Source organism: Limihaloglobus sulfuriphilus (assembly GCF_001999965.1).
GTDB lineage: Bacteria > Planctomycetota > Phycisphaerae > Sedimentisphaerales > Sedimentisphaeraceae > Limihaloglobus > Limihaloglobus sulfuriphilus.
The window spans coordinates 2,726,279-2,740,726 of the sequence record NZ_CP019646.1 but is presented as its reverse complement, the minus strand read 5'-3'; the positions used below and the strand labels follow the sequence as shown (position 1 = coordinate 2,740,726).

The window sequence follows — 14,448 nt, the reverse complement described above, 5'->3', positions numbered from 1 at the left end:
GGACTACTGAAATGAAAAAATATTTATTACTGATTATTGCAGCGGGGTTGACATTGAACGCAGCTGATGCAGAAACTAAATGGCTTAAGGTTGGAGAAGATAAAAATCTCAAAGTTTACGGACTGCCCTGGTTTGCCGAAAACGACGGCCTCTTTTACCGGCTGCCGGTTCGTGAGCAGGAAAATATAACCAAGACGGCCTGGTGGATGAGTAAATGCCCCAGCGGAGCCAGGGTGCGTTTTAAGACCGATTCAACCAGCCTGAAGCTGAAAATCAACCACGGTATGGAGGAATCCTCACGCATAGCAATGTGGCACATGGGTGCCGCGGCGGTCAGCGGAATAGACCTGTACCTGGGCCCGCCGCAGGATAACCTGTTCTGGATGACGACAAGACCTAAAGATGGTTCAAATGAATACGAGCACACGTATTTTACCTCAAAGAGCCGCCAGATGCGGGAGTTTACATTGTATCTGCCCGTTTATGCGGAGCTTGCAAGCCTGAAGGTAGGCGTTGACAGCGATGCCGCCGTAGAGGGCCCAACCGAATACCAGATACAAAAACCCATCGTCGTATATGGAACCTCCATCACGCAGGGGGCATGCGCCAGCCGCGGCTCAAACTCGTTCGCGGCAATCGTTGGCAGGCGGCTGAATGCCGATATTGTTAATCTGGGCTTTTCCGGCAGCGGCTGCGGCGAGGAAATAATGGCCAGGCTGATTGCGGAAATAGACGCCTCTGTGTATATCGTTGATTCGGTGGCCAACATGAACGCTGAGTTTATGGAGCAGCGTTATGAGAAGTTTGTAACGATTCTGCGCCAGACCAGGCCGGAAATACCGGTAATTCTCATGACCAAGATACGTTACGCCGGAGAGTTTGAGCCGAAGAGAAAAGCCGTTTATGACCAACAGCATAAGCCGCTGTTCGAGACGTATGAAAAATTCGTAAAGCAAGGTGATAAAAAAGTTTACCTCTTCGATGCAGGTGAAATAATCAAACCCGGCGGCGACCATCCAACGGTTGACGGCACACACATGACCGATACCGGTTTTCATATTATAGCTGATGAGCTGACCCCGTTTGTCGCTTCTATTATCTCGGATAAAGATAAATAGTTTTTCCTTACGGCTGGGCGGAATTTAAAAATTTTCCTTTCTTTTATTCGCTCGTAAATCTCCGCATAACATTGAGATATATTGAACAAGCGTTTGTTCAGGTGGAACAAACGCTTGTTCAATGAATTTTTTCTTGTTTTTTTGTTGACATTTTTCCTCTGGTTATTTAAACTCCGGTAAGTTGGTCAAACGTTTGGTCAACTGTTAATTGTGTTTAGAGGTTTTGTTTTATGGCCGCTACATTGAAGTCAATAGCCGCACAGGCCGGCGTCGATGTTTCAGTTGTTTCGCGAGTGCTTAACAACAAGCCCAAGGCCCGCGTAAGCGACGCCCGGCGGCGGCAGATAAAGGAAATCGCCCAGAAACTGGGTTATGTTCCCAACGGCTCGGCCCAGGTGATTCGCACTGGCCGTTTCGGCTGTGCAGCGCTTGTGCAGAGCGGCCATCAGTTCCGCAGTTATACCCCGAGCAATCTTCTTAACGGACTGCACGAGGAGCTTGAGGCAAAAGATATGCATCTGCTCATAACCCGCCTTCCGGAAGACGGTTATAACGATGAGAGTGAACTGCCAAAGGTTTTTAGAACCCTTATGGCCGATGGTATGATAGTCAACTACAACCATCACATACCCAAAAATGTCCTTTCCTTAGTAAAAGAATCCAGTATGCCCGCGGTTTGGCTCAATACAAAAAGAGATACCAAAGCCGTTTATGCCGACTGTGTCAAGGGCGGTTTTGAGGCAACTTCCAGGCTTATTGAACTAAAGCATACCAGAATAGCCTTTATTGATATCTACTTCAACGACCTGCAGGCAGGGGCTCATTACAGTGTGCTTGACCGTTATATCGGGTATAAACATGCGATGGAGAGTGCCGGCCTTGAGCCGTTTAACGCTACGCCAAAGCACAACATACAGGAAAGAATGTCGGATCAGATAGAATATTTCAAGGCAATTCTAACCCGTCCCCAGCGGCCTACTGCATTTCTGCTCTACTGGGCCAATGCCGCCGCTCCGCTGCTGACCGCGGCAAGGGAGCTGGGGCTGAGTATTCCGTCGGATTTATCAATAATAACCTTCGCCAGCGAGTCAGCCACTGACCAGGGCTTATGTGTCAGTGCCTATATAGAACCGGAAAACGAGATGGGCCGTTCGGCGGTTCACCTTTTAAATAGACTGTTAGAAGACAAGGCCGCAGAGATACCCTCGCGTGTTTTGGATTTTTATTATCAGGACCTGGGCACTGCTGCCCGTTGTGAGAGAATTTAAGTTGTTAGTTTCAGGCTTTCGGATGAGCCTGTAAAGTTTTAACCTTGTTGAAAGGAATTAGTTATGTTTAGTGGAACGAAGAAATTGATTATTATGTCTGTAGTTTTAACATTTTCAGCCGGCCTTGTTCAGGCAGCCGTTCTTCACGGCACACTCACTGAGTGGCATGTGCCTTTTGCAGATCGTAGTGAGGTAGATCACGGATGTAGTAATCTTGACACCTACCAGGCTACAGATCCGGCTCATCTCACTGAGGAAAGCATGGTCTGGAATAACCCCGGAGGCGGGGGCTGGATAGCGACGGATGGACCCATGTGGGGCGGCTTGACAACACTGCAGGCGATAAAAGATGCCGGCGATCAATGGTGGGCTTTCAATGGCAACACAACCATTGGTGTTGACGGTGTAGGCGACGGCTATGTCTCTGTTATCTGGGAATCTGGGTACGACTCTTCCCCTGCATATACCGGCAGGGAACTGGACCAGATTGATATCCTTGTAGGTAATGGCCCTGGTGATGTTAGAGTAAATTATAAGTTTATGATTGAATCGCTTGCGATTGGCGAGACAGCCTGGACACCAATAACTGATGGTTTTCTTACGTCGGATTCCAATGCAACAGGAACTGTGTCCAAAATATCTATTACTGATATAGGTCTGGAGAATACCAGTGGCGTTCGTATAATTGCTAATGGTCTCACGCAGGCTGACGGCAATTGGGCGGCAACCGATATAGTAGAAGTAGATATCAACCTGGTTCCCGAGCCGGCTACGATGGTGCTGCTTGGACTCGGCGGGCTGCTGGTTAGAAAACGCCTGGCATAGCTTGAAGTAAAAAATTGAATACAATGAGAATCGGGACTCAGGACGCGCTGTAAGCAGTTGCTGTTCTGAGTCCTGTATTCTCAAGATATTTTGTTGGGGCTTGCGTCTTGTTTTTTTACAGGGCAGGCAATATTAGAGTTTTAAAATTACAGTGGAGATGTATTATGAAAACAAAGCGGATAAATGTCCTTGTCCTGATGTTTGTTGTCATTGCGTTTATGATAACAGCATCAGTTTCGTTTGGTGCGCAGAAAGTAGTAGAATGGAGCTTTGAAAACAATTTAAACGACACCTCCGGTAACGGCAATGACGGCAGCTACTATGACGGCAGCGGGCCTGAATATGCCCAGGGAGTTATCGGGCAATGCCTTGAGCTGACTGAGTTAGGTGAGTATATTGAGAAACTCAACGCTGTCAACCTGCCCACAGGGGTGGAGGACACCTGGACTATCAATATGTACGTAAAACCCAACGGCGTGGTGCCCAACTGGTGGGCGTTCGGCGGTATGGGAGCAGTGGCGACACCAACTTATAATCCTCCTCATACACGTTACATAACCTCACATCATGAAGATGCGACACTTGCCTTTTACAGAACACCCAATATGGCTACTACCGCTGTGATAAACGCTGATATATGGCAGATGCTTACAGTTTCATATGACGGCCAGGCATACCGGATGTATAAAAACGGCGAGGAAGTTGCCTATTACGAGCAGATTGCAACGGCTCCCTGTGCCCCTGAAATAAGGATAGCTCCGGATTTCTGGGATACTGTCGGCCATTTTGTCGGCCAGATAGACGAGTTTACTATCTGGGATGATGCTTTGACACAGGCCGAGCTTGACGCAATGGTTCAGCAGCTTCCCACAATCCCCTCCAGAGTACTGCACTGGAGCGGCGAAATGTCAGAGGGCAAATTCACAGACGTATCCGGCCATGGCAATGACGGTCTTATCAACGGTGACGTTGTCGCGGCTGAGGGCCTTGTAGGCGATGCTATTCAAATCAATCCCGGCCAGAACTGGGTAATCAATGACGCTTGCAGCGATTTGCCCCTGGCGGCTGAGGATTCATGGAGTATGAACTTCTATGCAAAATTTGACAGCCTTCCGGCGAACTGGGCCCAGATTGGAGGTTTTGGAAGCCTCAACAACGGCGGAGCGGGTCTGAGAGATTCGCGAAACTATGTTGGCTATGATCAGGTACGCATGGAGTTTCATAACAATCCCGAGGCAACCATCTCCGGGGCCAACTGGGATACAGGCATCTGGCAGATGGCGACTGCTGTTTATGACGGCGGCACACGGACGCTTTACATGTACAAGAACGGTGCTCTGGTTTACAGCCTTACCGGTGACATTATGGACCTTGGCGATGCCTCGGGATTTCCCAAGGCGGCACTTGGCTGGAGCCAGTGGGTTCAGGGTTACGGCACAACGGCACTTATAGATGAATTCTGCATCTGGAACTATGCCATATCCGCGGGAGATATTTCGACACTGGCTTCGAGACTGCCGGCGGAAAAGGTGCTTCACTGGAACTTTGATGAGTTTGTCAATGAAGAGTATCAGGAAGCAATACCCTATTCTTCGATTGAGTTTGTTCAGGCATCTACAGACGGAGCTGTAAGCGAAACTCCGCCTGAAAACGTAGTAAACGGCTCTGGAATGTCGGGTCTGACCCATAACAATAACAATCTGGACTGCTGGATAAACTACGATGGCAGCAACCCGTTGCCGCTTTCAAGTGCGGTTGAGGGGGTTCTTCCTGAGGGTCCTGCATGGATCGCTATACAGTTTGACCAGGCTTATCCGCTTGGCGAGATGTGGGTCTGGAACTATAACCAGGCAAGCGGCGACGGCGGCGGAACGGCACGCGGCATGAGATGGGTGACCATCAATTACAGCGCTGACGGTTCTACCTGGGAGACGCTCGGCGACTTTGAGTTTGCCCGCGCAACCGGTGAATCCGGTTATGAACACAACACAGTTGTGGACTTTGGAGGAGTTAATGCGGCTATGGTGGTAATAACCGCCAGGGCAGAAGACAATGATGGAGACGGTTTCCCCGACGGTCAGTGGAGCGGTGAGTGGATGTACGGCTGCGGCCTGGCTGAGCTGCGGTTCGGCATTGCCGGCTCAACTGTAACCAATACATACGTAAGCGACGTCTCGGGCAACGGCAACGACGGCGAAATAGCCGGCTCTCCGGCGGCTGTAGCGGGCAATGTCGGCGATGCGTTTGATTTCGCCGCGGGTGATGCGGTTTCGAAAGCGTCTGCCGCCAACCTGCCTCTCAACAAAGCAGTGGCCTGGTCAATAAACACCTGGCTAAAGGCAGACACGCAGCCGCCAAGCCCGACCGTAATCGGCGGATTCGGCGGATTCGGCGGCGCAGGCCAGACTACACGCTATATCTCTTATGAGGGTGAGCTTGATTTCTGGGATTATCCGATTGGCTCCAGCGATGCACAGCTTGATATTAACAAATGGCAGATGGTAACCGTTACCTATGACACTGATATTATCAGGCTCTACAAAAACGGTATAGAGATAGCCGCCGCCGAAGCTAATATCAACGGCAACGCCACCGCTCTGGCTCAGCTTTGCCCCGTTGACCCGTTCGGCAACGGAAATGAGTTCGTCGGCCAGGTAGATGATTTCAGCATCTGGACAGGGGCCTTGAGCGCTGAGCAGATCAAAGCGCTGTATATGGCGGGTGATTTCAACAATGACGGCTCTGTTGACCTTCTGGACTATCCGAATCTTTCAGCCCAGTGGCTAACTGACAATCTGATCGGAAAATACTCCCAGACAACAGTTGATGATTTTGAATCGTATGCGGATCTTCTCGCCCTTGAGGAATTCTGGTACATCTGGTATGATGCTCCGGGCGTGAGTGCAATTGATTTGATAAACGATGCCCAGCAGGCAAACAACGGCGATAAGGCCCTGAGCTGGAGCTACGACAACAGTGCCGCGGTCAACACATACAGCGAGATCGTATTTGAGCTGCCGGCGCCGTATTACGGCAATGTAAATCTGAGTGAATTTGACCAGATACGCATGTCAGTTAAACGCCACACAGGCAACAGCACTGAAGATCTCTTCTATATCAAGATTCTCGACAGTGGAATGACAACATCCGATATCGCGGCGGAGTTCTTCATTGACGGCTCAACTACCGGCGATCAGGACTGGGCAGATTTGACAATCCTTACCGAAAATCTTGAATATCCCGATTACACCGCACAGGCAAACGGATATTACAGCCTTGATGATGTCACCGCTGTAACAGGTATGCTTGTCGGCTGTTACACCGCCCAAACAGGCGGCACAGGCACTATAGATATCGATGATATCTCAATAGTTGCCTTCCCCGAATGCAGCCAGACACCCCAGGCAGACCTTTCTGGCGACTGTGTTGTAGATTCTGCGGATTTGATTATCTACGCAGAAAACTGGCTTCTAAACACAAATTGAAACTTTAAATAAAACTCCAAAGGCTGCCGCACAGTATAAATGAGTGCGGCAGCCCTATATGAAACTGAAATAATCCGGGCTTCTTCGCGTTTACAGCCCGTTTAATCATAAGTTTACAAAAAAGGTTAGAAACTATGACAAACAAAAGAGGTTTTACTCTGATTGAACTGCTTGTTGTTATCTCGATTATAGCACTTTTGATGGCGATAATGCTGCCGGCGCTGAGCAGGGTCAGAGAAGCCGCCAAAAGTGTTGTTTGCAAAAGCAATCTTCGCAGCATAAATATGGCCGCGGCGCTGTGGTCTGTAGATAACAACGGCTGGGCACTTGGCATGTCCTGGTCATGGCCGGATCCTCCGTATGAAAACGGATCCAACAATACTTCGCTGCACAAATATACCAATTCTCTTAGAAACCAGAGAAACAACAACGTCTATGCCTGCCCCTCTGCCAAGAGCGCCGGTTTCTTCGGTGTTCAGTCCGGCAATGATATCGGCATGGGTACTCTCGACCCGGATGTCGCAGAAAAGACAATTACCTACGGTATTAACAGCTGGATAGCTTCGGCCCAGCCCGAGGGCAGCCCGGGCGCATTTATTTCCGATCCGGCTCAGAGAGGTGCTTTCGGCGAAGGCCCCGGCTATGTTTACTGGTATAACCACGGTTCAACGAAGACAGATAAGATCCGCCAGCCTGATCAGACCGTTTATTTTATGGATCATGAATTCTACTCCGTGGCCAAACAAAATTTTAACCCTTTGATTCCGCCCTCGAATGTCAAGAGCCATTATGCCCCCAACGGCGTAATGACACGCTGGCACAGCAAAAAACCCGGCGAGAACTACGGCTATGCCAATATCGCATGGGTGGACGGGCATGTCTCCGAGGAGCCTGACGATCTGGGAATGAAACCCAAACTGTTCCAGAAACCACGCTGGACGTATTACTTTTATGACCACTAATAGAAATACTGTAAAGCTGATTTAAAAGGAATTAGAAATTATTATGAAACTCAAAAACAAAACCAGAGGATTTACTCTTATTGAATTGCTGGTTGTGATCTCGATTATAGCGCTTTTGATGGCGATAATGCTGCCGGCCCTGAGCAGGGTCAGAGAGGCTGCCAAAAGCGTTGTGTGCAAGAGCAACCTGCGGAGCATCAATATGGCCGCGGCACTGTGGTCTGTGGATAACAATGGCTGGGCGCTTGGCATGTCATGGTCATGGCCGGATCCTGCGTGGGAAGACGGCAGGGCCAACAATACTTCTCTGCATAAATACACCAATTCTCTTAGAAACCAGAGAAATAACAATGTTTATGCCTGCCCGTCTGCCAAAAGTGCCGGCTTCTTCGGCGTGCAGTCCGGCGATGATATCGGAATGGGAACTCTTGATCCAGATGTGGCAGAAAAGACTATAACCTACGGCATCAACAGCTGGATAGCCTCCGCCCAGCCCCAGGGCAGCCCGGGTACGTTTATCTCCGATCCGGCGGACAGAGGCGCTTTCGGCGAAGGCCCCGGCTATGTTTACTGGTACGACCACGGTTCTACGAAAATAGATAAAATTCGCCAGCCGGATCAGACCGTTTATTTCATGGATCATGAGTTTTACGCTGTCTCGAAAGAAACTTTCAATCCGCTTATACCTCCATCATCAGTAAAAACCGCCTACGCTCCCAACGGCGTAATGACCCGCTGGCACAGCAAAAAACCAGGCGAAAATTACGGCTATGCCAATATCGCCTGGGTGGACGGGCATGTCTCCGAGGAGCCGGATGATCTGGGTGAAAAACCCAAACTGTTTCAGAACCCCCGCTGGACGTACTACTTCTACGACCACTGATCATTATATCCGGCTTAAGTGCCGGATTTTTGTAATAACCTGTTGTTAAATTTTCATAAGTTGGAAAAATGTCTATCAAAAAAAACATTCTCCTTGCCGCTGTTTTTGTATTAACATGTTCTCTATATGCTTACAGGCCTGTTGGGTATGAGCAGATCGAAGTATGGGCAAGCAGTGAGAACAACTCCACCGTTCCTGCTGTGCGGGTGATTGACGAATCAGGGCTGACAGACGATCTCCACGACAATCACGACGGAGGGGCGACAATGTGGCTTACCGTCCCCGGGGCACCGGTCTCGAGTGCCAACACAAATACCGAGACAGGCCCGGCGTGGATAGCTTTCAAGTTCGACAAACCCCGCAGGCTCGGCCGGATGTGGGTTTGGAACTATAACCAGGAGGGCCTCAACTGGGGCTCTACCGGCAGAGGACTCAAGAATGTAAGCATCGAGTACACATCAGACAATCAAAACTGGCACAAGCTCGGCGATTATGTATTTAACATAGCACCCGGCACAGCAGGTTATTCGCACAATACAGAGATTGACCTTGAGGAGATAACCGCCACAGAGCTCGTGATAACCGCACACACAACGGACGGCTGCTGGGGCGACGGCACAATCGGCTACGGGCTCAGTGAAGTCCGCTTTTTCAGCCTCGAAACCCAGGCCTCGCAGTTCTACCCGATAGATACCGCACGCGGCGTTTATCCTGATGTTACTCTGAGCTGGCTTGCCGGTGAGCTTACCGGCGGGGCTGAGCCTCATGCGGTGTATTTTTCCGACAATTACAAAGCGGTTCTTGAGGCGGATACAAGCGATACAACCGGCGTTTTCAGGGGGTTCCACTCGCAGCCGTCATACTCTCCCGGCACACTCGAGGACGGCAAGAGATACTACTGGAGGGTGGATCAATACAATGACTCCAACCCCGAGAGCCCGTGGAAAGGGCCTGTAATGTCGTTCAGCACAGGTCATGCCCGGTACCGTTTTGACGGCTCGATGTCGAGAGAAACGACCGAGAGTTTTATCTCACGGGCAATTACACAGGGCGATTTCTGCCGGCCTGTCAATGAAGAGGCGTTTGAAGAAAATAAAAGAATGATTGGAAACATCGGGGCTAAATTCATCTGCCGGGCGGCTATTGCCTGGGACGTGCCGCACAGCCCGACGGATTTTCATATGGCCGACGATGATTATTACTACGAAACAATAGCCGGATACGCGGCTAAGATGCAGGCCCAGGACCATGAAGCACTCATACAGGGCACAATATTTGAGACAACCTACTCGGCGTACAGCGCTGAGACACCCGACAGGGTGGCAATGGGCTATTCAGGTGCCGGTGTTGAGCAGATTCCGATACCCGCCTGGGTTTTCGAGGAGTTTGAGCTGCCGGTCGAGCAGAGGAACTTCAGCTATGAAGACATGCTTTATCCCGACGGCAGTTTTAGGAACCACTGGCTGCCCGGGGCTTCTATACCGGACATTACGCGGTTGGAGACAAAGATGTGGTTTTATTACCGCGGACGGCGGTATATTGATGCCGGTTTTGAGTCAATCCACTTCGGGCAGGTTCTTGCTATGGCACACAATGATCCGGACTACAGCAGCTGGTATGATGTTCTGGGCCGTCTTCGCGAGTATGCCTCGCAGCACGCCAGAAGGGGCTTTATCCTGTGTGATTCACATGCCAGAGACGGCATTGTTCAGGGGGGCGAGCACCTTATGGATATAAACCTTTTCCCCTTGCGTCCCAAGGAAGACTGCAGCGAGGAGTATAACGCAACGCTTGAGTTTGACCATATCGACAGTATATACGGCAAGAGCAAGGCGGGGATGACACCTTCGGGTTGGTACTGCGACGCCCTGCCGTACAACGTGGAGTTCGATAATTCCGGTGCTTCCAACCCCGGTGTGTGCGGCGGCGATGAGACACACTGGCCGTGGGGCTGGGATGAGATAAGCTGGTTTGCGCATTGTGATAATGATTACCGCAATTACTGGATCGAGTACGCCGTTGACTGGCTCAAGGCGAACGATGCCGTCGGCTATGTGCGTATGCCGGGACATACAACCATCGCCGCCGACCCGATTGAAAAGGGGGACGGCAGTTTGATCTGGGCGTACAGGGCGAACATGCCGGGTACGGTATTCCCTGATGCCTTTGGCCAGGAACAGACGATAAAGAAAATATGGGCCAATATGGATACTTCAACAATGCCCGGCATCCAGGTTGAGCAGTCTCAATACCAGATTGAAAACTACCCCTGGCCGCAGACTCAGGCTGATGATACACTTCAGTCGGCTTTCCAGGCAGGCCTGGCAGATTTATCCGTTGATTCCATGGAATACGGCCAGGCACTGAACATAGCCGACTCAACAGCACAGCAGCAGGGCGGGCTTGGCTTTGGTTTTCCCGCGGATAACGAGAATTTCGTTTACGGCGATTTTGAGATAAAATTCAACCAAAACTACACCGGCTCAAGAACCCTTCGCGACATAACTGTCTTCACAGCACCAACCTCTGACGGCAGGCGGTTTTATAATCTGGGATTCTCCTACAGCACGGTTGATGAGCCGGATGTTTTCAAAAGCATAACCCGTGTTCACGGCCTCGACGATTCTGCTGTGCCCGCCGGCAGCGGCTCTGTTATAGAGATCTACGACGGCGGCACGGGATGCATCTCAAATGTGGATACCCTCCGGATAACCGCCGGCATCGCCGCAAGCCTCGACGGCGGCGCGGAGAAACGCTACTGCACGGCGTTTATTGAGGTTGACGCCAACATGTACGATAGGAGTGATATCAATTTTGATGATTCAGTAGATTTGAAAGATTTTTCCACGCTTGCCCGGGACTGGCTTTACAGCTCGGTTTTACCCCTGTCAAACAGCAGCTTCGAGCTGCCCGATGTCAGGGACGGCCGCATATCTTCAGCCCTGCCCGAAGGTTGGAACCTGAACGGCGCGGTGAAGATTTATGATCCATCTGATGCCCAGTGGCCAAGCCTGTATAGCCCGGGACAGACAGTGCCGCACGGCGAGCAGGTAATATATGCAACGGGCGGAACCCTTACGCAGGACAGCGGCGTTTTGATAGATACTGATACAACTTATCAGCTTTGTGCAGGCGTGGGTGTGCCGTTAACCTCCACCGGCAGCTCATCGCGGATCAGCCTTTTGGCGGTTGACGGCGAAGGCGAGGTCGAACTCGCGGCCGCCGACGCTGTTGATGGTTTGTATATAATGCCCAATCCCGTGCCGCTTATAAAAGGTGAGTGGGTACTTCAGAGCGTCTCATGGGACAGCGCCGGCTCAGAGCAGCTTGTCGGCAGAGAACTAAGGGTGTCTCTGGGCGGAACGTTTGTTCATCTTGACGATGTGAAACTGACTGCCGCGGAGAAAACTGCAGATATTGATAAAAGCGGACATGTAGATATGCTCGATATTGAGCTTCTTGGCCAAAGCTGGCTGAGCGGGGGCAGATAGGTGTTTGCCTCAAGCATTAGAAGTATTGCCGCTTAAGAGGCGGACAAACCAGCGTCTCATTTATGGCGGCTGTTTATCCGCAGGCCCTGACTTGCCCGGGGCTAAGATGTTGAGTTTCAGATTAGATTCAGCTTCAAACAAAGCTAAAGGATTTTTATGCGTATAAAAAAACTGACAATTATTATTTTATTCTCAGCAATGTGTATAAATGTTAAGAATATAAATGCCCGGACAAACTACGATTTTCGAGGCAGTATCAGCAAAGACGTTCTGTTGAATTATCTAAGCAGAGCAATAACGATGAACGGGCTAAGTTACAGCGCCTGCCCTGAAGATGACTACAGAATGATCGAAAATATCGGCGCAAAATTTGTCGGCAGAGTCTCCTACATCTGGAACTCAAAGACGGACTATCCGGCTCATTACGGCAAGGCGGTCAGCGAGGAGGATATCTTTGCAAAGGCAGAAGAAACCGCCCGCAGGCTGCACGAAATAGATTCTGATATAATAGCGCAGGCATGTATATTTGAGATAGTGGAAAAGCAGCACGTGAATTCTGTTGATATTCCCGAGAGAGTTTTTCAGGAGTACGGACTCGAGGCGGTTAAGAGAAAATTCAATTATGACGACATGCTCTATGCCGGCGGCAAACGCCAGGACTTCTGGGGGCCGTCTCAGTCAGTACCGGATATGAGCAGGCTTGAGACAAGAATGTGGTTTTTTTACAGGGCGACAAGATACATCGATCTGGGATATGAAGCTATCCACTTTGGCCAGTGCCATCTGATGGACGCGGCGGATGATGGGCATAAAAACTGGTGGGATACCATTACACGGATACGAAAATATGCCGCCGAAAACGCCAGAAGGGGCCTTGTTCTGTGCGATTCACATACCCACGGTATTGTGGACAAGGACGGCAATCTTATGTATGACTTCCATTCCTATCCGTCCCGGCCCATAGATATCGCCGGCAAGCCCTACCACGCGAGGCTCGAGTTTGGTACTCACAACTCGATCTATGGAAAAAGCAAGGGCGGCATCGCCCCGAGCGGCTGGAAATGCGATTCTCTGCCGTATATTGTCGAGTTTGACAACACCCATACCTCCGGCAGAGAGGGCCGGCCGGATCTGGGCAGCCCGTGGGTCTGGGGATATGAAGAGATTACATGGTTTACCTTCCGCAACACTGATTTTAGAAATAACTGGCTCGAATACGCTTTCAACTGGATAAAAGAAAATGACCCTGTCGGCAATCTGGAGATGCCGGGCAAGGTGCCCACGGCATTCTATCACCCCGGCGGCAGGCGGCTCTGGTATATGGCAAATACACCCGGTGAAGGCTGTCCGGGCGGATACGGACAGGAACAGAAAATCAAAGATTTATGGACAAAGGAACAATAGATGAAATACAGCATTATAACTACTTCAAACCCGCAGGATACCGCTGCGGTTAAGATACCCTGGCAGGACCGGCCCGCCGGCTCGGGCAGCGTTATGTGGCGTTATGATAATAATCCGATAATACCGCGTGACCTGATTCCCTGCTCAAACAGCATCTTCAACAGCGCTGTTGTGCCGTATAAGGGTGCTTTCGCCGGCGTTTTTCGCGCGGACAGCGTCTGCCGCAACATGCGGCTTCACAACGGGCGAAGCGATGACGGGATAAACTTTCAGCTCGACCCCGAACCGATTAAGTGGGTCTGCGACGAGCCTGAAATAGGCGAATTCGTAGAGTCCTATGATCCGCGAGTCTGCTGGATAGAGGACAGATACTACATAACATGGTGCAACAGCTACCACGGCTACACAATCGGCGTGGGCTATACATACGATTTTAAAACTTTCTACCAGATGGAAAACGCTTTTCTGCCGTTTAACAGAAACGGCGTTCTCTTTCCCCGCAAGATAAACGGCAAGTTTTTCATGCTCAGCCGCCCCAGCGATACCGGTCATACGCCGTTTGGCGATATATTCTGCTCTCAAAGCCCGGATATGGTGCATTGGGGCTGCCATCGCCACGTGATGTCGCCAAAAAAAGGCAAACTCACCTGGGAATGCACAAAGATAGGCCCCGGGCCGGTACCGATAGAAACCAGCGAAGGCTGGCTGATGATATATCACGGTGTCTTGACCAGCTGTAACGGCTTCAACTACAGCATCGGCGCAGCGATTCTCGACATTGATGAGCCGTGGAAGGTCAAATACCGCGCAAAACCTTATCTGCTGAATCCAAGGGAAATCTATGAATGCGTCGGCGATGTGCCAAATGTCGTATTCCCCTGTGCAAATATTGTTGAGCCGGAAACCGGCAGAATGGCGATTTATTACGGCTGCGCTGATACGGTTACAGGGCTTGCCTTCTGCAATACTGATGAATTGATTGATTTTGTAAAAGAAAACTCGGAGCTATGAT

At 50.5% G+C, this 14,448-nt stretch carries 9 protein-coding genes; all 9 read left to right on the top strand.

Annotated features, from left to right (window positions below; all coding sequences use genetic code 11):
- Positions 1-11 precede the first annotated feature (11 nt).
- The 9 genes from SMSP2_RS10470 (at position 12) to SMSP2_RS10430 (ending at position 14,447) form a co-directional block, all read left to right on the top strand.
- Positions 12-1,118, top strand: a complete 1,107-nt coding sequence (locus tag SMSP2_RS10470) for an SGNH/GDSL hydrolase family protein (protein ID WP_146683895.1) — start codon at positions 12-14, stop codon at positions 1,116-1,118.
- Positions 1,119-1,348: 230 nt separating this feature from the next.
- Positions 1,349-2,386 carry a LacI family DNA-binding transcriptional regulator gene (locus tag SMSP2_RS10465; protein WP_146683894.1) on the top strand — a complete coding sequence of 346 codons (1,038 nt, stop codon included), beginning with the start codon at positions 1,349-1,351 and terminating at the stop codon, positions 2,384-2,386.
- Between the two features lie 93 nt (positions 2,387-2,479).
- Positions 2,480-3,211: a PEP-CTERM sorting domain-containing protein gene (locus SMSP2_RS10460; RefSeq protein ID WP_186804681.1), complete on the top strand. Its 732-nt coding sequence runs from the start codon at positions 2,480-2,482 to the stop codon at positions 3,209-3,211.
- Between the two features lie 164 nt (positions 3,212-3,375).
- Positions 3,376-6,696, top strand: a complete 3,321-nt coding sequence (locus SMSP2_RS10455; protein ID WP_146683892.1) for a LamG domain-containing protein — start codon at positions 3,376-3,378, stop codon at positions 6,694-6,696.
- Between the two features lie 134 nt (positions 6,697-6,830).
- Positions 6,831-7,658 carry a type II secretion system protein gene (locus tag SMSP2_RS15125; protein ID WP_146684894.1) on the top strand — a complete coding sequence of 276 codons (828 nt, stop codon included), beginning with the start codon at positions 6,831-6,833 and terminating at the stop codon, positions 7,656-7,658.
- Positions 7,659-7,701: 43 nt separating this feature from the next.
- Positions 7,702-8,541: a prepilin-type N-terminal cleavage/methylation domain-containing protein gene (locus tag SMSP2_RS15230; protein ID WP_146684892.1), complete on the top strand. Its 840-nt coding sequence runs from the start codon at positions 7,702-7,704 to the stop codon at positions 8,539-8,541.
- Positions 8,542-8,609: 68 nt separating this feature from the next.
- Entirely contained in the window at positions 8,610-12,032 is a 3,423-nt protein-coding gene (locus tag SMSP2_RS10440) for a KIAA0556 family protein (RefSeq protein ID WP_146683891.1), read from the top strand.
- A gap of 156 nt (positions 12,033-12,188) precedes the next feature.
- The gene (locus tag SMSP2_RS10435) at positions 12,189-13,436 is read left to right on the top strand and encodes a hypothetical protein (protein ID WP_146683890.1); all 1,248 of its coding nucleotides are present in this window, start codon (positions 12,189-12,191) and stop codon (positions 13,434-13,436) included.
- Positions 13,437-14,447, top strand: coding sequence for a glycoside hydrolase family 130 protein (locus SMSP2_RS10430; protein WP_146683889.1), 1,011 nt, complete (start codon positions 13,437-13,439; stop codon positions 14,445-14,447).
- Position 14,448 lies beyond the last annotated feature (1 nt).